Source organism: Microcoleus sp. AT8-A3 (assembly GCF_036705675.1).
In the GTDB taxonomy this organism is placed as follows: Bacteria; Cyanobacteriota; Cyanobacteriia; order Cyanobacteriales; family Microcoleaceae; genus Microcoleus.
The window spans coordinates 50,991-72,650 of record NZ_JAUBVD010000011.1 but is presented as its reverse complement, the minus strand read 5'-3'; the positions used below and the strand labels follow the sequence as shown (position 1 = coordinate 72,650).

General features: G+C 44.1%; 24 protein-coding genes and 1 pseudogene. 11 read left to right on the top strand and 14 right to left on the bottom strand.

Translation table 11 applies throughout. From position 1 onward, the window contains the following. Positions 1-511: 511 nt before the first annotated feature. A complete protein-coding gene (locus tag QUB51_RS09165) occupies positions 512-769 on the bottom strand; it encodes a hypothetical protein (protein ID WP_333260786.1) in 258 nt (85 codons plus the stop codon). 49 nt (positions 770-818) lie between these two features. Between QUB51_RS09165 and QUB51_RS09160 the strand changes: the two genes are divergently transcribed. Continuing rightward, positions 819-4,325: a S8 family serine peptidase gene (locus QUB51_RS09160; RefSeq protein ID WP_333210741.1), complete on the top strand. Its 3,507-nt coding sequence runs from the start codon at positions 819-821 to the stop codon at positions 4,323-4,325. Positions 4,326-4,545: 220 nt separating this feature from the next. On the opposite strand, the gene QUB51_RS09155 is transcribed toward QUB51_RS09160, so the two are convergent. After that, positions 4,546-4,881, bottom strand: coding sequence for a XisI protein (locus tag QUB51_RS09155; protein ID WP_333260790.1), 336 nt, complete (start codon positions 4,879-4,881; stop codon positions 4,546-4,548). Further along, entirely contained in the window at positions 4,869-5,285 is a 417-nt protein-coding gene (locus QUB51_RS09150) for an element excision factor XisH family protein (protein WP_096829196.1), read from the bottom strand. The genes QUB51_RS09155 and QUB51_RS09150 overlap by 13 nt, the downstream gene beginning before the upstream one ends. 195 nt (positions 5,286-5,480) lie before the next feature. Between QUB51_RS09150 and QUB51_RS09145 the strand changes: the two genes are divergently transcribed. After that, a complete protein-coding gene (locus QUB51_RS09145; RefSeq protein WP_293330773.1) occupies positions 5,481-5,690 on the top strand; it encodes a hypothetical protein in 210 nt (69 codons plus the stop codon). Between the two features lie 102 nt (positions 5,691-5,792). Here the strand turns inward: QUB51_RS09145 and QUB51_RS09140 are convergent, their stop codons facing one another. The 4 genes and pseudogenes from QUB51_RS09140 to QUB51_RS30375 form a co-directional block, all read right to left on the bottom strand. Next, positions 5,793-6,050 (bottom strand): endonuclease domain-containing protein, encoded by a 258-nt coding sequence (locus QUB51_RS09140; protein WP_333210744.1) that lies wholly within the window; start codon positions 6,048-6,050, stop codon positions 5,793-5,795. Between the two features lie 19 nt (positions 6,051-6,069). Continuing rightward, entirely contained in the window at positions 6,070-6,366 is a 297-nt protein-coding gene (locus QUB51_RS09135) for a DUF2442 domain-containing protein (protein WP_333210733.1), read from the bottom strand. Positions 6,367-6,379: 13 nt separating this feature from the next. Further along, positions 6,380-6,514 carry a DUF4160 domain-containing protein gene (locus QUB51_RS30380; RefSeq protein WP_333291193.1) on the bottom strand — a complete coding sequence of 45 codons (135 nt, stop codon included), beginning with the start codon at positions 6,512-6,514 and terminating at the stop codon, positions 6,380-6,382. A 13-nt stretch (positions 6,515-6,527) separates the two neighbouring features. After that, a pseudogene (locus QUB51_RS30375) lies at positions 6,528-6,629 on the bottom strand (DUF4160 domain-containing protein); the annotation flags it as partial. Between the two features lie 311 nt (positions 6,630-6,940). Between QUB51_RS30375 and QUB51_RS09125 the strand changes: the two are divergent. Genes QUB51_RS09125 through QUB51_RS09115 form a run of 3 tightly spaced genes read left to right on the top strand, consistent with a single transcriptional unit; the run spans position 6,941 to position 7,884 of the window. Next, positions 6,941-7,231, top strand: a complete 291-nt coding sequence (locus QUB51_RS09125) for a hypothetical protein (RefSeq protein WP_333210729.1) — start codon at positions 6,941-6,943, stop codon at positions 7,229-7,231. Continuing rightward, positions 7,228-7,524, top strand: a complete 297-nt coding sequence (locus tag QUB51_RS09120; protein WP_333210727.1) for a type II toxin-antitoxin system RelE/ParE family toxin — start codon at positions 7,228-7,230, stop codon at positions 7,522-7,524. The genes QUB51_RS09125 and QUB51_RS09120 overlap by 4 nt, the downstream gene beginning before the upstream one ends. Before the next feature lie 21 nt (positions 7,525-7,545). Next, a complete protein-coding gene (locus tag QUB51_RS09115) occupies positions 7,546-7,884 on the top strand; it encodes a hypothetical protein (RefSeq protein WP_333210724.1) in 339 nt (112 codons plus the stop codon). 31 nt (positions 7,885-7,915) lie between these two features. Here the strand turns inward: QUB51_RS09115 and QUB51_RS09110 are convergent, their stop codons facing one another. Next, a complete protein-coding gene (locus QUB51_RS09110; RefSeq protein ID WP_333223812.1) occupies positions 7,916-8,989 on the bottom strand; it encodes a radical SAM protein in 1,074 nt (357 codons plus the stop codon). A 447-nt stretch (positions 8,990-9,436) separates the two neighbouring features. Between QUB51_RS09110 and QUB51_RS09105 the strand changes: the two genes are divergently transcribed. The 3 genes from QUB51_RS09105 (at position 9,437) to QUB51_RS09095 (ending at position 12,139) form a co-directional block, all read left to right on the top strand. Beyond that, positions 9,437-10,231 (top strand): ABC transporter permease, encoded by a 795-nt coding sequence (locus QUB51_RS09105; RefSeq protein ID WP_445242994.1) that lies wholly within the window; start codon positions 9,437-9,439, stop codon positions 10,229-10,231. 224 nt (positions 10,232-10,455) lie between these two features. Beyond that, positions 10,456-11,319, top strand: coding sequence for an aldo/keto reductase (locus QUB51_RS09100; RefSeq protein WP_333055631.1), 864 nt, complete (start codon positions 10,456-10,458; stop codon positions 11,317-11,319). A gap of 142 nt (positions 11,320-11,461) precedes the next feature. Further along, a complete protein-coding gene (locus QUB51_RS09095; protein ID WP_333055630.1) occupies positions 11,462-12,139 on the top strand; it encodes a GIY-YIG nuclease family protein in 678 nt (225 codons plus the stop codon). A gap of 200 nt (positions 12,140-12,339) precedes the next feature. Here the strand turns inward: QUB51_RS09095 and QUB51_RS09090 are convergent, their stop codons facing one another. Next, entirely contained in the window at positions 12,340-13,188 is an 849-nt protein-coding gene (locus QUB51_RS09090; RefSeq protein WP_333055629.1) for a DUF3598 family protein, read from the bottom strand. 18 nt (positions 13,189-13,206) lie between these two features. Here QUB51_RS09090 and QUB51_RS09085 point away from each other — a divergent pair, with 18 nt between their 5' ends. Further along, positions 13,207-14,016 (top strand): SAM-dependent chlorinase/fluorinase, encoded by an 810-nt coding sequence (locus QUB51_RS09085; protein WP_333210721.1) that lies wholly within the window; start codon positions 13,207-13,209, stop codon positions 14,014-14,016. A 101-nt stretch (positions 14,017-14,117) separates the two neighbouring features. Here the strand turns inward: QUB51_RS09085 and QUB51_RS09080 are convergent, their stop codons facing one another. Further along, the gene (locus QUB51_RS09080) at positions 14,118-15,122 is read right to left on the bottom strand and encodes a site-specific DNA-methyltransferase (protein WP_333055627.1); all 1,005 of its coding nucleotides are present in this window, start codon (positions 15,120-15,122) and stop codon (positions 14,118-14,120) included. Between the two features lie 171 nt (positions 15,123-15,293). Here QUB51_RS09080 and QUB51_RS09075 point away from each other — a divergent pair, with 171 nt between their 5' ends. After that, complete coding sequence (locus tag QUB51_RS09075) at positions 15,294-16,097, top strand: helix-turn-helix domain-containing protein (protein WP_333260793.1); 804 nt, start codon at positions 15,294-15,296, stop codon at positions 16,095-16,097. 82 nt (positions 16,098-16,179) lie between these two features. Here QUB51_RS09075 and leuS read toward each other — a convergent pair whose 3' ends face one another. The 3 genes from leuS to aat form a co-directional block, all read right to left on the bottom strand. Next, positions 16,180-18,735, bottom strand: coding sequence for a leucine--tRNA ligase (gene leuS / locus QUB51_RS09070; protein WP_333210719.1), 2,556 nt, complete (start codon positions 18,733-18,735; stop codon positions 16,180-16,182). A gap of 368 nt (positions 18,736-19,103) precedes the next feature. After that, positions 19,104-19,868 (bottom strand): Uma2 family endonuclease, encoded by a 765-nt coding sequence (locus QUB51_RS09065; RefSeq protein WP_333260797.1) that lies wholly within the window; start codon positions 19,866-19,868, stop codon positions 19,104-19,106. 97 nt (positions 19,869-19,965) lie between these two features. Beyond that, on the bottom strand, positions 19,966-20,562 hold the full coding sequence (gene aat / locus QUB51_RS09060) for a leucyl/phenylalanyl-tRNA--protein transferase (RefSeq protein WP_445242611.1): 597 nt from the start codon (positions 20,560-20,562) through the stop codon (positions 19,966-19,968). Between the two features lie 46 nt (positions 20,563-20,608). Here aat and QUB51_RS09055 point away from each other — a divergent pair, with 46 nt between their 5' ends. Continuing rightward, positions 20,609-20,938 (top strand): hypothetical protein, encoded by a 330-nt coding sequence (locus tag QUB51_RS09055; RefSeq protein WP_190740107.1) that lies wholly within the window; start codon positions 20,609-20,611, stop codon positions 20,936-20,938. A gap of 199 nt (positions 20,939-21,137) precedes the next feature. Here QUB51_RS09055 and rpsN read toward each other — a convergent pair whose 3' ends face one another. Further along, positions 21,138-21,440, bottom strand: coding sequence for a 30S ribosomal protein S14 (gene rpsN / locus QUB51_RS09050; protein WP_006633844.1), 303 nt, complete (start codon positions 21,438-21,440; stop codon positions 21,138-21,140). Positions 21,441-21,660 lie beyond the last annotated feature (220 nt).

Here is a 21,660-nt window from a genome sequence, read left to right as displayed (position 1 = left end):
CGAAACTCGATCCCCCCTAGCCCCCTTCTTAAGGGGGGGACAAGAGTTTTCACTAATTTAGGAATTACGCATTTTAGGCCGAAACTCGATCCCCCCTAGCCCCCCTTAAGAAGGGGGGGACAAGAGTTTTAACTTAAAGTGGGTGTTTTTATTGAGTTGTTTAGAATCGATCGCCCAATTGTGTTTGTATGTTTTCTCCGCTGGGTTTTTGAGATTTTCGAGCCGCCCTAAGTCTTTCTGGAAACGGAAAGTTTCAAGGCGAAATTTGCCCCTGTTTTAAGGAAGCATGGAAGTATTGAAGTATTTTGTGAAGAAGCTTTAGTGATATTTGTTTGGGCTTTAGGCTTTAATCCAAATTTCACCTTGGTGTTCATATTATCAGAAATTAGAAAAAAAGCAAGTGTAAATTCTAACTATTTTAGGAATTACGCATTTTTTACCTGTCATTGCGTGGGAAACGAGCGTGTAGCGGATGTTTCTGGTTGAGGCGGGGATTGCTATCCAAAAAAGGTTACACAAACTTTACGATCGCAAATAGAACTTGGGTGTATGATAATCGTGTGAAGAAGCAAAAATCATAGAAGTTAAGCATTAACAAAGTATTTGTCCGATCGCCCGCCTGACCGTTAGCTAAGCGCGGCAGATGTAAAGCGATCGCCAATTCAGAAATTTTGTTAAGTTTGCGTAAATTCTCAAATAAACAGAAATTTTTGACGATTATTGAAAAATCCTTGTCAACAAAGGATTTTGGTTGAATGTCTGAAGGCATTTAATTAAGTTCTTGCGATCGAATTCATATTAATCAGGGTGCAAAAGTTATGGGCTGGCTAAATTTTGGTGGCAAAAAACGCAAACAGGCTCAAGGTTTTGGTAATTCCAAGCCAGCGAAAAGCCGGAAACGGCCAAAAACTTTTATATTAGAAAAAATTGTGACTCCGAGTGCGGGGGTGGGGGGTTTGCTGCAAGATTTCGACGCGCTGCATCAGTTATTGGGTGCTTTGTCGCTGTCTGATTTAGATTTACCTAATTTCTTCGCTGATAGCGGTGTTTGCCCGATCGACCCGAACGGAGCACCAACTAACAATTTACCGCCGCTGATTGATTTTGACCCGCTGGGTCTGTACCATGATGGGATTGCCACTCAAACTCCTTACAATCCGGGCGGTGCGTTTGAGACTTTGCCGGTTGCTGTAATTCCTGTCGATCCGCATTCGCCGAATCCTAACAATCCGAATGCAATCCGTCAATTGCTAGATTCTCCTTTGGCTTCTCAGCCGTTGGTGGCGAGTATTGATACTGGTGTGAGTGCGGATAGTCCTTATTTGAATTACGCGAATATTAAGAAGGGCCGCGATTATGTGGGCGGGGATGACAATCCGTTGCTGAAGCCTGGGGAAGGTAGCGAGCACGGTACTTTTATGTTGGGGATTATTGATGCGATTAATAAGACTGCGCCGAAGTGGGTGGGAAGGGCGATCGATTCTGGGAGATGGGCTGATTCTTTGGTAGAGTTTGTGGATGCTGCGAAGGCTTCTGGACAGAAAAATGCGATCGCGAATCTCAGTTTGGATTTGACTCAGAAGAATGCTGACGGGATTGTGGAAACGCGCTATGAGTTGACTCCGCCAGAAAGAAGTGCGATCGAATATGCGCGGCAAAATGGGGTAATGCTGGTAGTGGCGGCGGGTAATGACGGCGGTGTGATGTCGGTTTTGGGTCAAGCTTCGCAGGAATTTGACAATATTTTTACTGTTGGGGCTGGGGATATTAACGGGCGATCGAACTATTCTAGTTATGGCCGCGGTTTGGATATTTTGGCGGATGGGGGCACAACTGAACACCCCGGTTTATCGACTGTGGGAAATGATTTGGGCACGATGGCGGGGACTTCGGTGGCGACTGCTAAAGTTGCGGGGGCGGCTTCTTTGGTTTGGGCGGCAAATCCTGCTTTGAACTATCGCCAAGTGATGGAGATTTTGAAGTCTACGGCGAGGGATTTGGGGCCGTCTGGGTGGGATGATGAGACGGGTTTTGGGTTTTTGAATACGTTGGCGGCGGTGGATTTGGCGAAGAAGACGATGCCGGAAGTTTATAATCCTACAGCTTTCTTGAAACCGACGACTTGGGGCGGTGAGGGGCTTGTCACGCCGACTGAACGGGCTGTCAATATTATCAATGAAAACTTTACTGCTTGGGTGGTTTCATCGAATGGGATTACTCTTCGCAATAGTCCGAATACGAGCGATCGAAGTAATTTTGTTGTTAAGACTGGTGATACGCTAACTTTTGACGGCTGGACTTACGGCGAACAGCTTAGCGATTTGACGACAAAGGAACCGGATGCTTTGTGGTATCGCTTCCGATATAACGGCGGTACTTATTGGGTGCCGAGTGCTTGGACAGGTGGCTATCCTGGAAGTAAGCCGTCTTTACTTCCGCCGACACAGCAACCCCCACAACAACCTCCACAGCAACCAACTGCTAATACGGTGTACCTGTCTACCAGTAGCGGACAGATATTGCAGGTTAATACGGCGACGGGTGCACAAAATCCAATCTATCAAGGCCGCGCTTTTACTGATTTGGCGGTTGCTCCGAATGGCAAACTTTACGGCTGTACTTTCTATGATGGTTTGTATGAGATTAATCCCTCTACGGGTGCGGAACGATATGTCGGGCCGTTGGCGGGGGGGACTCTCAATTCTCTGACTTTCTCGACCGATGGCCGACTCTACGGGGCCGATCAGGGAAATGGCAATTTGTTTCAGATTTCGCCTGATAATGGTCAGATGAATTTGATTGGCAATTTGGGCGGGCCTAGCAGTGGAGATTTGGTTTTCAACGGGGCTAATGAGATTTTAGCAACGGTTAGCAGTCCTAATACTTCGTTGAACGATCGCCTAGTTGCTGTCAATTTGGCGACGGGTAATTCGCGCTATATAGGCGATTTGGGTTTGCTGGAAGTGTATGGTTTGAGCTGGGAGAATGGCCAACTGACAGCTTATACTTCCGATCGCCGGAAACTGGCAATTGACCCGAACACGGCTAGAGTAACTGTTGTCGGTACAGTCTCTAGCAACGGTCTGATCTGGGGAGCGGCAACAAAGCCTGCAACTGCATCGAGTCCTACAGATGATGTGCGTCAGAAGTTCTTGTATGCTGCTAGCCAGTATCCGCAAGTGGGGGCTGCTATTACTGGTATGCAGGATCAGGGTGGTGGTGTTTTCCGTCAGGAGTTTGAACGGGCGATTATGATCTGGAATGGTCAGCAAGTGACTGTTTATGAGACAAAAGGGCGATCGGTTTCGCCAACTTCCCCGTCTCCTACGCCTGAACCTGTTGTTAGTGGAAAAGGCAATACAATTCGCACTGGGGCAAGTCCAGAAGAACGAATAAAAGAACTTAATACTTTGATTTTGCAAAAACAAAAAAGAATCACTGAAATAAAAAACAACACATTCTGGTGGATATCACCTGCTAACTTATGGGAGATATTTCAACTAGAACTAACTCTTGAACAACTCAAACAAACTCTTCAACAACAAGAGGTAGAATTGAAAAAGCTGAAAGAGAATGCTTTTAAATTCTATCCAGAACTGGAAAGTCGCAAAACCGATGATAATTGGTGGGACGATCAAAGTGCGTCTGTATTCTATTTTGACTGGAACAACGATAAAGACCTAGTAGGGAAAAACAATGAAAATGCTTTGAAGTTTTTTCAAGCTATCGGTCAGGCTAAATCGCCTCCAATTACACCACAAGAAGCCTTGAAACCGTATAGAAATCATGTACCTCAATCGGTTAAGGATGTATATACAAAGATGTCTACAGCCATTTTCGGTAATCGTGTGGCTTTAGGTGCAGGCTACGCATCAGATGCTTTTTACTCAAAGTATATAATAGAGGGATGGGAACACTCAGGAATTGACTTGCAAGGAGCAACTCAGATTAAAGCCGGGATTAATGGAAAAGTTCTTTATGTTGAGAACAACTATAAATCTCTTGGTCTAGGAACTGCTGTAGCTGTTCAGGAAACGATCGATGGTAAAGAAACTGGTCGAGTTTGGTGGTACTATCATTTAGCTAATGAAAAAATTTTAGTAAAAGTAGGAGATCCAATTAGTCCAAGTACGCCCATCGGTACTCCTGGTGCTAATTTCAAATTTTCAAATGGTAATAGAATGGGCGCTCATTTACATTTAACAGTTGCGACAAACACCGACAAAATCTCTTTAGAAAATGACCCTAAATCGTCAGTTATCAAGGGCAGGACAATGAGTCCAATTCAAGCTTATTGGGAAGCAATGAATGGTATATCTCGTTAAAGCGCTAAGGGAGGCAATACCTAATGCTTTTTTGAGATTTCGAGAGAGCGCTCTTTAGGGGAGTACGATCGCCATTTTGGTTGCGAATGTTTTTGCAGGGAAGAGCGATCGCCCTTCATCCATACCAGATGCAAAACCTGCGATCGCCCCTTTGGAATAAGTCAAAAAGTGCGATCGCCCTTAATTCCTGTTTCTCAACTAAGGGCGATCGTCCTTTACCTCAAGCAATTGCAAAATCAGTCAACTTCCGGTCTTCATAATGGTAAAAAGCCAGCACAATATCTTTTTGAAAAACCCCTCTATCCAGCAAATCCTGAGTCACCCCCTCCTCAGTTTCATCTCGTTCTATCCAGATTTTGCCCTCTAAAACTCGCAGATGCAGGATAGTGCTGTGAACTCGCCGATCGCCATTCCATCCAAAACTAACCAGCAAATAATGGTCGCGATCGATATCGTAAACTGCCGACATATCGCTCTGCCCTAAACTAGGTTTGTATCGGGCATATTCGTCGATTACTTCTCGCGCGATCGATCGATACTGAGTCAACTTTTCCATAATACAATCTCCTCTAAGTCAGGATTGAAAACAATCAAAGGGAATTGTCGTTCTTTAACAAATTCCTGAATCGACGGACGCTGAAAAAAGTTTTCATAAGTGCGTTTCGGAATGGCAAGGTATAGAGTACGATCGGGCTCCAGCCGCGCCATAAAACTCGAATACAGATAGTATTGTCCAACGGCTCGTTCGAGATCGGTCACTGGGGAAGGACTGATAAATACCTTCACCTCAACAGCAATTTTTCGCTCACTCCTCTCGGCGGCAATTAATTTTTCGGCTCCTAGATCCGCGTAAACAGTCAAGTCTTCAAATCTAATAGTGAAAGGATCGTGAGTAATTGTCCAGCCGTCTTTAATGAGAGCAGCTTTAACGACATTATGGTAGATATCTAGGCGTGGCATAAACTAGCTCAAAACACCCCTATAATCTAGTATACACTGGTGCAATAGTGCAATACAAACTGAATATCTCGCCATCGCCCTTTACCAGCTAGATTTTACGAGCGTGGATTCAGCTATCATCAGAATTAGAAAGCCTGATCATTCAAGCCGTTAACCCACCCTATAACGTGAAAATTCCAGCGAGGGACTAATTCTATGCAAACTCAGCCTATTATCACCGAACATCTGTCACCGGAATTAGCACAAATCTTTCTAGAAGGATTACCCAAAACCATTCGTGAAGCACTATCCCTGCGCGCTAAAACAATGAATTATCCAGTTTGGGCAGTAATTGAAATGGCGATCGCAGGTTATCTCGATGAAGAGGCTTTATCCTTTGTCGATTGCAAGCCCAAAATCGACTAGCGATCGTACAGTGCGATCGCCTCGATCGCATCGGGCCACCCATTCAACTCTCCTCCCTTCATGTCCCCCCCTTAAGAAGGGGGGCGCCAGGGTGAAGAAGCCTCAAAAATCACCCTCAATCAAACCCAACAACTCCCCACAAACCCCCTCAAAACTCTGCAACACCTCAACATTCGTAAACCTGACAACCTTCAATCCATACCCCTCTAAAATCCCGGTTCTTTCTGCATCATATAGTTTCCCTTGTTCCGTAAAATGACTCTCCCCATCAATCTCAATTACTAACAGTAAAGCCGCACAATAAAAGTCTACAATAAAATTGTCGATCGCCCTTTTGGCATCGAAAGGGCGATCGCTCAGAAGAATCGGGCATTATTTCTCAGCGAGCAACATGATGAATAGATTCAATATATCGCTCAATTTCCTCCTCTGTGCAACTAATTCCATTCTGCAAAAGTTCATATTCACTGATATCTATCTCATCATTCCAAACCAGTGCATAACCACCAGGTTCAACTGTAAAATTTCTGAAAAACACAGGATTACTTAAGGTCATAAACATCGGATTCTCTAATAACTTAGAGATGTCGTATTTTTTAAATTCTAGATTGGTAAACTTAACCATCAATGTGCGATCGTCAATAGCTTTAGCAGAAACAATGCGTTCAGGTTTCATAAACAGATCGGAGTTATTTTAATGGTGGAAGTTTACTAAATTCTTGGCTATTCCACATATCCAGCAGTTCTTTCTGGTACAACGTAGCCCATTCTATTACCAGCTTTTGGGCCCGATTCGGTAAATCTCCTTCTATAATTTCTCGCATACTCAATACCGATCAAAGCGTTGTACTCACCGTAAACTGCGTGAAAATGAGGAGGTGGGTGATCCCCAAAGAAAATTTTGATGATTATTCCGTAAAATCGTGCAACTTCTGGCATAAAGGTTCTTTAAAGAATGATACGAGGACTATTATAGCCGAGCCAAGGAGACAATATTAGTTTATCCCAAACCATGTCTACTCGACAACTAGAGCGAGATCCCTTTTTGGCTGGGAAAGGTCGATCGCTCTTTTAGTATGGAAAGGTCGAGATCCCTTTATTTCTATTTCTCAATGCGCGGGCGATCGCCTTTTTCTATCGACCACAGTCAAGAGCGATTCCCTACGGGATAGCTTCGCTTCACACATTTTTGTAATAAAATACGATACAGTAGAAGTATTGTCCAACCCTTGCCCCCATCCGAGGTAACAATGCAAATCACCTTGAGCCAAGAGCAAACCCAAGTCCTTGAAGCTTTAGTAAAGCACGGTCAATATCCCTCCCTTGAAGAAGCAATTAACACAGCCTTGCTGTTATTAATCGATGATGTTACTTTATCCGATGACGGCAACAGCCCAAACTATTTAGCGTGGGTACAAGAAACAGGGAAGAAAATCGATATAGCACGAGAACAAGCACAACGGGGTGAGTTGCTCAATGCAGACGATGTATTAGCTCAACTTAGAGATAAAGTCAAAAAAGCCAGAGAATTAAGAGCATGAATCGCTTGCTTATTACGATCGAAGCGAGTCGAGATTTATCCGAAATTTCCGATTACTTTTTGGCGCAAAGTGTGGATGCGGGAGAGCGCTTTGTGGAAGGATTTGGTAAAAAATGTCAGCAGATTGCACAGTTTCCATATTTGGGGCGATCGTATTCACAATTTTCTCCCAGTTTACGTGGTGTGCCATTGATGGGATACATCATTTTTTATCAAATAGTTGGTGATGGTATTGAGATTTGGCGCGTTATTAGTGGTTATCGTAACTTGCAGGATGTTTTCAATACTGATTGAGTAAAAGCAATACGATCGCTCTTGTGTCTGGGAAGGTCGATCGCTCTTTTTGGCATAGAAAGGTCGATCGCTCTTTTGGGAATGGAAAGGGATATTGAAAAATACTTAAACTACCTGATTGCCAATCAAGATTTTTTCCAGCAGACAACATCCACAATTTGCGGGATGGTGGAAATCGAACAGGTGGAATTGAACCGGGAGCAGCAAGAGAGGGAACGTCAGCGCGATCGCGAACAAATGAATTATACAAGCAAAAGGAACAAGAGCAGGAAGAGCGCGATCGAGAACAAATGGAAATCGACAGCAATAACGAAGACAAATAAACAAAAAACCGGGTTTCTGATCAAACCCGGCTACTAGGAGTACAAGCGATATTAACACTGCTCAAACCTCAATTCTTTAATAACTTCATCCCCATTTTCACTTTGTCCAAAATCGTCTTTTGTGAGACACAAGTAATCAGACAAAGCTTGCCGCAATTCAAAGTATCGCGGCGGACTTCTTGAGCTTTTTCGCCGTACCAAATCTCGCGGGCGCTGGCGTTTTTCACATTACCAATCACCGGATACTCATCGCACAATTTCACATCGCCGCGCGTATCAATCCAGTAATTTCGCAGTCCAACGCGACAAGGACGAGTTGAATCAGGAGCTTTTTCTTCGGCAAAGTGAGGAATCATCAATCGCAACACTTCATCGCTGTTCATAATCGGAGCGCCGTTCTTCTTCATTTCAATTAGCCGCTCGATTACTTGTGCAAATTCCTCCATGTCTTCTTTTTCAATCCACAATTCCTCGTAGGTTTCTGGCGTCCAGCGGTTGACCGGTTGGAAGTTCACCGTCGTCGCCCCAATTCCCTGAGCCCAGGTGACTATTTCCGGGAGGTGGCGGAAATTCAGTCGGTTCATTGTCGGTTTGACGTTGATCGGAAACAGGACGTTCTGTTTTTCTTGTTCTTCGCGCAGATAACCGATTCCTTTAGAAAGTCTGTCGAACAATCCCGGTTGACCCCGCAAATAATCGTGCAGTTCTGCATTCGGCCCGTCAACGGACATATTCACATTAAAAGGACGAGCAGCGACAGTTTTGGCTGCGTTTTCCCTGGTCATGCAATAGCCGTTGGTGGTGACGCCGGCGTGAATGCCATTTTTATTCGCAAAGGCCAGCAAGTCTAGAAAACCTTTTTTAATATAAGGTTCGCCGCCACTAAAGTTGATTGAAAATTCGCCCACAAATTCTTTGACGCTCAAGAGGGCATTTTGCCATTCTTCGATCGTCATTTCGTCTTTATATTCTTTGAGCCGCCAATACTCGCACTGCCGGCATTTTACATTGCAGCGCTCGTTGACAATCCCGTAAAAAGTGACTGGGCTTGTCACGTCGTATCCTGTATTGATCCGCAGCGATTCGGCTACTGCACTCTTGGTGTGCTTGACGCCCAGTCTCGATAATGTTAAAGCATCCATGTCTTTTTTTCCTTACGTGTTGTTAGCTAGGTCAATTCCTCGATCCCTTTTTTGTGCGTATAATTACGCATTACTGATTACGTATTCCTTTTGAGTACGTATGCCCCATCCTAAGTGTTCCGTTTGGGTATGGCTAGATGTTTGTCAAATATTTATAATATTAAGGCTTGTAACATATTAGTATTTTTAATCACTAAGTCGATATTTTCTGTGAAAAAATGAAGTTGGCTTAAAAATTGCCAAAGTATATGAGCTTAAGATTGACTTTGATTAATAATTGTAATTTGTGTTTAAAATTGGTTAAATAACTTAATATTTTGCCTCAGTAGAACTACTTACGTAAGCAGTATCAATAATTTATTGTTATAGTCAAATGAGCAGCCTGTACAGCAGCTAACTTCACACAAGCTTTACAATATGGGAATTTAAGTATTTACACGGCAAAAAATGGCGACAAACATGGGACGATATTTGCACGTACTGAAATTGTTCTGGGGTGCGGCGATCGCAGCGGAACTAGAATACCGAATCAACTTTGTCCTCGCGGCCATCAGCAGCCTCGGAAATCTTGCGGGCAGCTTGTTTGGGCTATTTTTGTTCTATCGTACTGGCTACACGTTTTCGGGTTGGAAATGGGAAGAGGCCTTAGTTGTACTCGGCATTTTCACGATTTTGCAGGGGTTTTCGTCAACGTTTCTAGCACCTAATCTCAGCCGTATTGTCGATCGAGTCCAGCAAGGTACTCTCGATTTCGTACTCCTCAAACCCATCAGTTCCCAATTCTGGCTATCTGCAAACACAGTTTCGCCTTGGGGAATCCCAGATTTAATCTTGGGCACTGTATTGTTGCTGTATGCTGCCAACAAATTGGGAGTAGCAATCGGCAACTATTTTTTAACAGCAATACCGCTGTTCTTCGGAACTATTACTCTTTACAGTATATGGTTTATGTTAGGGGCAACCAGCATTTGGTTTGTGAAAATTTACAATGTTACCGAAGTTCTCGAAGGATTGTTAGAAGCGGGTAGATTTCCCATGGCTGCTTATCCTGCAGCTTATCGATTTTTCTTCACTTTCGTAGTTCCCGTTGCCTTCTTGACGACTGTGCCAGCAGAAGCCATGCTGGGGAGAGGTGAAATCGTTTGGATCGCAGGGGCGGGAATATTGGCGATCGGGCTGTTATTGTTCTCCCGCTACTTCTGGCAATTTGCACTCCGCTTTTACACCAGCGCTTCCAGCTAGTTAAGCTGGTAGGTAAGCAGCAGCACATCTAGAGTGTCTATTAGGTTTGAGAGGGAGAGGATTTGACACGGGGGAATAGGGAATTGAAATATAAATTTTCCAGGCAAAACAGCTTATCTAAAAAATATTTGTTTCTATTTACTTAGATAGTTAAATAAATGTAAGATTTCAACTTATCCTGGAAATGTAAACTGGAACTAAACCACGCAAACGAAGGGAAACCAATGAAAAGAAAAAAACTGGGTAACAGTAATTTTACTATCAGCGCGATCGGTCTTGGAGGTATGCCAATGTCCTTAAGCGGCAGGCCGCCCGAAGATCAATCAATTGCGGTAATCCACCGCGCCCTCGATTTGGGTGTCACCCTTATTGACACCGCAGATTCCTACTGCCAAGATCAATCCGACAAACACCACAACGAGCACCTGATTGCCAAAGCTTTGGAACAGTATAGCGGAGATGTTAGGGCCGTTACTGTTGCCACTAAAGGCGGCTTAATGCGGCCTCAAGGTGCTTGGACGCGGAACGGCAACCCCCACCATTTACGCAAGACAATTCGCGAAAGTTTTGAAGCATTGGGCGGCAAGGAACCGATCGACCTTTGGCAATATCACTCACCCGATCCCGCTTATACCATCGAGGAAGCCCTAGCACCTGCAAAAGAAGCAGTAGAAGCAGGAATGATTCGATTTATTGGAGTTTCCAACTTTTCTGTAGAGCAGATCAAACGTGCCCGCGATACAGTAGAAATTGTCTCCGTGCAGAATCAATATAATCCTTGGCACAGACAGCCCGAATCAGACGGCGTTCTGGAATATTGCGAAACAGAAAAACTGACATTTTTTCCCTGGAGTCCTTTAGGAGGAAGCCGCCGCGCCACAAGCTTGCAAGATATGCCCGCGATCGCCAAATTAGCCGCAGAAAAAAACGTTTCTGTTTACTGTATAGTATTAGCTTGGTTGATGGCAAAATCGCCCTGCATAGTTCCGATTCCCGGTGCGACCAAAGTATCGAGTATTGAGGACTCTGTGCAGGCGCTCGAAGTTAAATTGACTGACGAGGAATTGCAACAAATTGCCGTAAGTTAAGTAGGTAAGGGCAAAAAAAACAATAGAACAGGCAAGATGCCTGTTCCACAAAGAGAACTTAATTGTGGGGTGGGTTGAAAAACCCGCCCCTGAAAGTGGGATTTAATGAGTAAAGTTGACATTTTTTGAGGAATTGAATTTAATGGAAGCTAATCAAGTGAATGCCGATCGAGACGTAGCAATTGAACATCAAAACGTACCTGTCGCCCATGAAGGACTGCACAACTTTTTATACAGTTCCGACTCAGAACACAGCGCAGCCGCTGCTATTTCTGAATTAGAAAATGACGGCACGCAAGTAATGTCGATCGATACGTGGCGCGATTTGGCAACTAACGCGAAAGTCGCCGGCGTTTACGCTGTAATGGATATTTCCCGCAATACTCAGTTTATCGGTTATTCGCGAAATATCCTGCTTTCAATCAACGGTCACATCGCCCAAAACGGCGTCGAAAATTGCGCTTTCCTGCGCGTGCAAACTTTCAAATTCCCGAAGCGGGAAGAAATGGAAAGTTTGCGGGATGCTTGGATAGCAGAAATTGGCAGCCTTCCACCTGGAAACGGTGCTGAAAGCGAAATGTGGGCGGCTACGGTAGGCCAAGCAGCGCGCGCTGCTATGTCTGCTGAGGAACAAAAAGCTTATGAGGAAAAGAAACTGAAATTGCGGAAAGCAATGGCAGATTCCACTCTTACCAAAGAGTTAGAAACAGCAGCCAAAAATGACGGCGAACAGGCTAAGGATTTGGAAGCGGCTGTTAACAATGATGATTGGAGTGCGGTGATTCACTCGCAAACCCAGGAAACAAAGTCCGGCGAATAACATTCGCGAAAATACCCAGATTGGTAGGGGCGGGTTCGCCAAAGTTTATATCATCAAATAGCAGAATTAAGCAACCCGCCCCACCCATCCGAGATACCGACAAACCTTTTCCGCAATCAGAATTTATTGGTTGGGTGGGGCCGGGTTTATTAATATTTGGGAGGGAATTAAAAATTGTTGGTGAACCCGCCCCTACAAAATTAATGACTAACTTTTCGTTCAGTAACTAAAGTCAAACTTACCCATTCACCCCGCTCATCGTAACTGCGAATCATCCGAAACCGCAAGTCAGTTTCTACCAACCAACCAGCCTCGAAAAATATAGGTTTTCTGGATTCAATCTTGACAGGGAGAGTGCAAGAACCGCCGTCAGGAAGCAGCACAACTTGCACCGACGAAGCACCTTCGTTAAAATTTAATACAGAACCGTCAATGCTGGCGCTAGAACTGATAACAGTACCATTACTGCCAAAAGTAATTTTTTGAATTAGGCGATCGCCACTTTCCAAATGCAATTGTAAATTGGTAGAATAGGAATCAGGAGAACGCGAATCTGGATACATTGTCACGGCCTCGCCCTGCCACTCTCCCAGCAAAGCCTCAACAGTTAAAGGCGGACGTTCGGGGACATTTTTATCAAGCTGCTTTTCCCGAATTAAGGTAAGTGTTGATAAATAGCCGTCGGTATTGTAGAGCTGAACGAAGCGCAACCGGCGATAATTGTAGATAAAACCAAACTCGGCACCGCACTCAGAATAAGGCGCTAGTTGAATAGTTCCCTGACAAAAAGCTCCATTCTCAAAAAACAAGATATCCCGTCCCAAACCCTGATATTCTCGAACAAGTTCGTTCACTTCCGGTTCGCCGACACCGCTGGGATTTGGGGAAAACCGACGGAGTTTCAATCGCACATTTTTGTTGTCATTGAAACCTTCGAGAGAAATAATGCTAGGAGTATCTTGAAGTACCTCTCCTCGCGTTGATAGCTGAGTGAAGGAACCGTGCCATTCTCCCAAGTTTTGCAGAAAGTTTTCCCACTGCGCTACCATATTCTTACCTTTGGATATATGTCTAAAAATAGAATTATAACTCTACTGACGGATTTTGGATTAAGCGATGTTTATGTGGGAGTGATGAAAGGTACGATCGCCCAAATTAACCCCCAACTCAAAGTTATTGACATTACGCACCAAATACCATCTCAAAATATTGCGGCCGCGAGGTTTTGTTTGATGACTGCTTTTGCTTATTTTCCGCCGGAAACCGTACACGTTGCTGTCGTCGATCCGGGTGTGGGAAGCAAGAGACGCCCGGTTGCGATTAAATGTGCTAATTGCTGGCTTGTCGGGCCGGATAACGGGTTGTTTAGCGGGGTGTTGAGTCGGGAAAGTGCGATCGCATCTGTCGAGCTCACCAACCCCAAATACTGGCGATCGCCTCAACCCAGCAGCACTTTTCACGGTCGCGATATTTTTGCAGCAGCGGGCGCTCACTTGGCCAACGGGGTGGCTTTGGAAGACTTGGGAGAGGATCTCGACCCTGCGAGTTTAGTGCAGTTAGAGATACCAAATTGTGCCGTTACAGCCACAGGTATAGAAGGCTGCATTCAATATGTCGATCGCTTCGGCAACCTAATTACTAATATCCCGAATAATTGCATTATAGGTAACAATTGGTCATTGACAATTAGCAATAGTTCTGATGCAATTCGCATCCCCAGCGGTAAAACCTACAGCGACAGCGAACCGGGCGATTTAATTGCCATAACTGGTTCTGACGGTTGGGTAGAAATTGCCGTTAATGGCGGCAGCGCTCAATCTGTATTAAAATTGGAATGCGGAGCGATCGTGCAATTGCTTTTTGACACAAACAATTAAAACCATCTTTTTCAGTTTCTCTCTGCTGGAAATTGGTTCGTGTAGAAGCGATTTCAATATACTGTTTAATATCTGAATAAGAATTTGACTATTTAGCCAAATTAACAACAATAATTATTAACTTCAAAAAGGAGCCTATTTTGAGGTAAAATCACTCCTGATGCTTCCTCAGTTAACAATTGGTTGTATATTGTATCCGCTTCCCCAAAAGATTCTTGAGGCAAAAATCTAAATATTGATGCAGCAACATATTGTTTTTCTTTTTCACAGCTTATCCAGTTTCTTGATAATTGTTCTGCTGCATAACCCGTAGTATTAGAACCCGAAAAAATATCTACTACCAAGTCTCCCGGTTCAGTAAGAAAATTTATAAAAAATGACGGTAATCTTTGGGGAAAACGTGCCGGATGCGCCTTAACATTAAACTCTTTGCACCAACGCAAGTATTGAGAATTACTTTCCGAATTAGAAATTTCTAGCAAATTAGATGGAATAGCACCTCCATTATCTTTGGAAAATCGATCGCTAATATTGTGACCGGAAGGACGTTCTTTGGGCGTGTAAAATTCATCAGCATTTTTCAAAAGTTTTTTCATTCTCTCAGAATACTCTACTTTGACTTTAGTAATATTCGCTTGAGGTTGATTGGTTTTGGAAAGCCACCAAACAGTATTCACAGAATCTTTTGCCCGGATTTTCTTTTTATTCACCCACTCTATAGGAGATGGAAGTTTTGAAGGATTAAACCAGAAAAATTCCTGAGCAAGTTTAAATTCATATTCGTCACATAATCTAATAAGTACCCGGTAATTATACAGCGACCGTACAGGTATTCCTTTCTGATAAGCACCTCCAAGGTCTATAACAAAACTTCCAGTATCCTTAAGAACTCTTTTAATTTCAGGAGCAAAGCCCAGCAGCCAATCAACATATAAATCTTGATCTTCATTTCCATAACTCTTTTGGCGTTGCAATGCAAAAGGAGGGGATGTAATCACCAAATCTACAGAATTGCTAGCAAGACTATTCAGGAGATGAAGAGAATCTCCCAAATAAGATTGACCGTATTGGGTGGTGTAAATTGGGGCGGGCAAAATGTTACTCATGCTTAATTTAGATTAGTTTAAGGTACAACAGACACAGCCTACTGTCATTATATCAAAATCCGTACTCTCAGTCTTACTAAATCCGTACTTTCAGTACGTTGTTTTGTGTGTAAATTCTTCGTACCATTCAAAAAACGAACTTTCAGTTCGTTTTTATGAATTGTGAGGGGTATGAATTACAAAGAAGCCAGACAACAATTTGCGGCCAAGGTAAGTCAGTTACGCAGAGAAAAAAGGATGACACAGGACGAGTTAGCAGAACTCATAGACAAGACTACTGACTATATCAGCTTATTGGAACGCGGTGAAAGATCGCCATCCTTTGAAGTTATTTTCGCTCTAGCTGAAGCGCTCGATGTACCCGCTACTTATTTAATCAGTTTTAGCCAAAGCGGCGAGAGTACAGCTCTCATTAACACCCTAATAGCTGAACCAGTTTCTCCGTCAGTTGTAGAGCCTGTTGAAGAGGCTGTTACCACGGAAGCAGAACGCATTTCAGATGCTAAACGGCTAGAAAATGCTATGAAAAGCATCCAAGAATTGCAAAATCTGGCTAGTGAATATGGTATTGCCGATATTTTTCAAGATAACGGGGGAAAGACTTTACAGTTATTAATCCTTTTAGGGCTGCGGATATCACCTGGACGTGAAGGAAACGATGCTATTGATGCTGAAGGAAAAGAATACGAACTTAAAACAATAAATATTGCTCTCAATAGAAGCGGTGGGGTCACTACTCACCATCATTTGAATGAAATTATACTTAACAAGTATCGCAGAGTAGAAGCTTGGTATATTGGACTGTATGAAGGCATAACTCTCAAAGAGATTTATAAACTTACACCTGAAATGCTGGAACCTAAATTTAAAGAATGGGAAGAAAAGGTGAGGCTAAGAAACGAGCCGCTAAACAATCCTAAAATTCCCTTAAAGCTAGTAAAAAAAGGGCAACTTGTCTACTCTTACAGTAAATAATAGTTGCCCGATAGTGTTTAAAGGGGATTAGGTTGTGTTTGTCTAGAAACGATACGTTGCCTACAGGTAGCGACTTTTACACTCAAGCTACCACGAAATTCACCAACTTTCCAGGCACCACAATTACCTTTTTAATCTCCTTACCTTCCAGGTGACGCTTAGCCAATTCCGACTCGCGAGCAAACTTTTCCAAAGCAGCTTTATCCGCACCTGAAGGCACTTGAATTGTGCCGCGAGTCTTGCCCATAACTTGAATTACCAGCGTAATTTCATCGGTAACTAATGCAGATGGATCGACAGTCGGCCAAGTTTGCGTATGCACCGATTCACTGTTACCAGTATTGTGCCACAATTCATCAGCAATATGCGGCGCAAAAGGCGCTAACAAGCGAATCAAAGTGTTAATTCCTTCTGCATAAATTGGCGAATCTTTACATTTAGCATCATTCAAAGCATTGCTGAGTTTCATCATTTCCGAAACAGCAGTATTGAACTGATAATCGCCCTCCAAATCTTCGCTCACTTCCTTAATTGCAGTGTGAATCGCCCGCCGCAAATCCTTCTCAGGTTTACTTAAAACCTCTTTCTCCCCCCCTTGGCAAGGGGGGGCAGGGGGGGGTGAACCAAACTCTGTAACCACGCGCCAAACGCGATTTAAAAAGCGAAATTGCCCTTCCACATCAGCGTCGTCCCACTCCAAATCCTTCTCTGGCGGCGCTTTGAATAAAATAAACATCCGCGCCGTATCTACCCCATATTTGCCCATAACTTGCAAGGGGTCAACGCCATTATATTTTGATTTGGACATCTTCTCGTAGAAGACTTCCAAAGCTTCGCCAGTTTGAGGATCTTTGGGATTTGCGGGGTCTATATCTGCTGGGGGAAAGTATTTGCCAGTAACAGGATTTTTATAGGCCATTGCTTGCACCATGCCCTGAGTTAACAGGCGTTTAAATGGTTCGTCACAATTGATCAAACCCCGATCGCGCAAAACCTTGGTAAAGAACCGCGAATACAGCAAGTGCAAGATTGCGTGTTCGATGCCGCCGACATATTGGTCTACTGGCATCCAATCATTTGTCTTCGCAGTATCGAAGATTTGCTCTTGATTTTGAGCATCGGGATAGCGCAAGAAATACCACGAAGAATCGATAAAAGTATCCATCGTATCTGTTTCCCGCTTCGCCGCAGTGCCGCAACTCGGACAAGGAACGTTTACCCATTCTTCCATCTTTGCCAAGGGCGAACCTTTGCCAGTAAATTGTACATTTTCCGGCAACAATACTGGCAAATCCGATGCGGGTACGGGGACTGTTCCGCAGGTGGGACAGTGAATTACGGGAATTGGAGCGCCCCAATAACGCTGTCTAGAAATTAACCAATCTCTCAATCGGTATTGGATGCGGGCTTTGCCATAACCGGAATTTTCGGCATGGTGAATAATCGCTGCTTTGCCTTTAATTGAATCCATGCCGTTGAAGCTTTCGGAATTAATCATAATTCCTGGTTCGGTGTAAGCTTCGGTCAATGGCAGCTCATCATCATCCACAATTACTACTTTAATTGGCAGTTGATATTGATTGGCAAATTTGAAATCTCGCGTGTCGTGGGCTGGTACTCCCATGACTGCGCCGGTGCCGTATTCGTACAGCACATAATCGGCTATCCAAATGGGAATTTCTTCGCCGTTGAAAGGATTGATTGCTTTGCCGCCTGTGGGGATGCCACGCTTTGGTTTGTCTTCGGCTGTGCGATCGATCTCGCTTTGGGCGGCGACTTCTTTGATGAAGGTTTCTACGGCCGCTTTTCTGTCTGCGGTTGTCACGCGCTGAGTTAGTGGATGTTCCGGCGCTAAAACAACGTAACTGACGCCGTAAACTGTATCGGGACGTGTGGTGAAAACGGCGATTTTTTCATCCATGCCGACAATCGGAAATTCTAAGTAAGCGCCGACTGATTTGCCGATCCAGTTGGCTTGCATTAATTTGACTCTTTCTGGCCAATCTGGCAATTTGTCTAAGTCGTTTAATAACTGTTCGGCGTAATCGGTAATTTTGAGGAACCACTGCCGCAATAATTTGCGCTCGACTTTGGCACCGGAACGCCAGGAACGACCTTCGTTATCTACTTGTTCGTTTGCTAAGACTGTTTGATCTATGGGGTCCCAATTAACTGCCGCTTCTTTTTGATATGCTAATCCTGCTTCTAAAAATTGTAAGAAAATCCATTGAGTCCACCGATAATAATCGGGAGAACAAGTTGTAACTTCTTTTGTCCAATCAAAGGAGATGCCGAGACGGCGAAATAAGCCTTTCATTTGGGCAATATTTTCATACGTCCATTTTGCCGGGGGAATTCCGCGCTCGATGGCGGCATTTTCTGCGGGTAAACCAAAAGCGTCCCATCCCATCGGATTCAATACCCGATAACCTTGCATTCGCTTGAGTCTGGCAATTACATCAATAATTGTGTAGTTGCGGACGTGGCCCATGTGCAGGTTTCCCGACGGGTAGGGGAACATGGATAAGGCATAAAATTTAGGCTTTTGGGTATCTTCTGGCATCTGGTCTAAGTTTTGCTCAGCCCATGTCTGCTGCCATTTTTCTTCTATGGATTGGGGGTTATATCTGGAATCCACAACAATTGCTCCGTGTAGGCTTTAGTAATGTTTGCTTCAGTATTTTTACACATTCAAGGGGCTTCGATTCTGATTTTTCTGAGCTCCAAGGATTTTGGCTCGAATATCTGTATTATATATTGTAGTATAGGTAATTTGAGCTGGGGGGCGATCGACCAAATATCCCGGTTCGCCCTGAAAAGAATAAGCCTTACGCACGGGCGGTCAGAAACCGGGTTTTTACCTGAGAATAATTCGTTACAGTCGGCAAAAACCGCAAAAACCCGGTTTCTTTGGTCTTGATGCGTAAGTCATAAAAGAATAAATAACCGCAATCCCCAGAAACCCGATTTCTGAGATAAATCGGGTTTCTTAGCATTTATTCGGGCTTAAATGCTATCTGGGTCGATGTTCAATTCGCGCAGTTTAGCGGCTAAACGATCAGACTTTTGCTCTGCTTGTTCGGCTCTTTGAGCTTCTTGTTCGGCTCTTTGAGCTTCTTGTTGAGCCCTTTGATCTGCTTGTTGAGCCCTTTGATCTGCTTGTTGAGCCCTTTGATCTGCTTGTTGTAGGCGCTGGCGAGCTAATGCCCGCTGTTCTTCTAATTCTGCATAGGAAAGAAACTTTTCTCCATCAGGCCGATAAATTTCTAAGCCATCTTCTCCCAACTCAAATCGCACACCTAATCTCGGACTTATCCATCCCTCCATCGGCTCAATTACTTCTAAATTTCCCTCAATTCTTTGCCAACCTTCCAACTCATTTCTTTCGGGATCGTAAAGGTAATATTCCTCAACTCCATGACGCTGGTAAAATGCCAATTTTTTATTCATTTTAGTTTGGCTGTCGTTGTGGGAGCGAATCTCAAAGACGACTTGAGGAGCAATATTGTCCTCTCGATATTGTATGTAAGAAGGCCGCTCGCCCTTTGGTCTGCCAAACACCACCATCGTATCAGGTGCTTGAGAAATATCGGGTCTGCCCTCAACCGGATACCAGAGTAAATCGGCTGCTACAAAAACGTTTGGGTCATTCTTAAACAGCGATTCGCAACCTTCTTTGATTGTGACAATTAATTTGTATTGAATTGTGCTATCTGCCATCGGCTGACCGTCGCTGGAAGGATAAATGATTTCTGCGGTTGTGACTTGCATTGTGGTTGTCTCCGAGAAGTATCTGAGCTGAATTATACTATTGTTTGAAGCAGCTACTGGGGTCGGAAACGGCACTGCATTTTCCCGCATGACATATTCAAAATAGCGTGCAGCGGCGCTTCAAAGCTGCTTGCAAAAGAGTGTTGTACAGTTTTTCCTTAACAGTATAAGCTCCGAATCTTTCCAAGTGCGGGTTGTTCATTTGAGCGTCGAAAAGTAGATAAGATCGATCGCGCAATCTCTCCACCAACTTCACCATCGCCACCTTAGAACCTTCGGGAATTCGGTAAAACATCGACTCCCCAATAAACGCACCGCCGATCGACAATCCGAGAATACCGCCCGCCAATTCGTCGCCGCACCAAGTCTCGAAGCTGTAAGCCCAACCGGCCTCATACAAACCCCAGTAAATCTTCTTGAGCTCCTTAGAAATCCAAGTCGTTTCGCGATCGGCACAACCCTCAACCACCGCCCCAAAATCGCGGTTCACAGCCACCGAAAATCGATTTTGATTGATTTGGCGACGCAGGGATTTCGGATAGGTAAATCTTTCATCCAGGGGAATCAGCGCCCGCTGTCGGCTGGAATACCACCCCAAACTCTCCTCGCCGTCATTTGCCATCAAGAAATAGCCTTGCGCGTATCCTTGTATAATTGTCGGTATATCATATTGCATATATTTATCAGTTGTCATTTCTCAGTTAACTTTTCAAAGTCAACATTAGCAATTAGGAATAATTATGTCTGAAACCATTGAACCTATTACCTTACCGCCCGCCAAAAACCCCGAACAAGAAGGCCAATGGCTCCAACAAACGCTGCTGGCATGGCTAGACTCCGAGTTTATCCCAGAAGCAGCCAACCAGCAAATAGCTAAAAGAGCTGCCCAAATCTATGTCCGCCAGCGCATGGAAGGCGAAAATGACGTGGGCAGCCTCGTAATTGCGATCGTCACCGAAATGCAGGCCTATGATTTTTCTAAAAGCTTCTACGGCGAATTTGCGATCGCCAACGCCGTCAGCGACTTGTTACTCGAAAGTCTCGGCATCGATAAATGCTGTGGCCAGTGAAGCAAGAAGGAGGAAAATTTAACTCATAAGTCTGAAACAAGAATCAACCCCAAACATAATCTTGCCGATTATTTATAAGTTTTTTTCCTTCTTCCTTCTTCCTTTTTCTTTAGAATAAATCTCCAGAAACACGACAATTTCAGAAAAACATCATCCGTATATCCGTGTCATCATCCGTGTCGTGCCTTCTTTCTTCCTGCTACCAGCTAGACTTCACAACACCGGGCAAAAGACCTTCGTGAGCCATTTCTCGCATCATGTTGCGAGACAGTCCGAAGTCACGATAGTAACCTCTGGGCCGTCCAGTTGCCCAGCAGCGGTTCCGCAAGCGAGTCCGCGAACTGCTGCGGGGTAGCTGTTGTAGTTGGCGGTGAATCGCCATTTTGTCCATCTGATTGTTAGCTTGGTCAAACTGGTCTTTCAGGTCTTCCCGCTTGTCGGCGTACTTGTCTACGAGTCTCTGGCGCTTTTTCTCGCGCTCGACCATGCTCTTCTTAGCCATAATCTGTTGATATCCTTAGATTAATCACAATCTACTATTTTACTATATTTTGGTGATTTCGGATCGCTTTTATTTGAATTATTTCTTTTGTCAACAAGATTTTTAGCAACAGGCAAGATGCCTGTTCCACAATAACTCTACATTTTTAGCAACAGGCAAGATGCCTGTTCCACAATAACTCTACATTTTTAGCAACAGGCAAGATGCCTGTTCCACAATA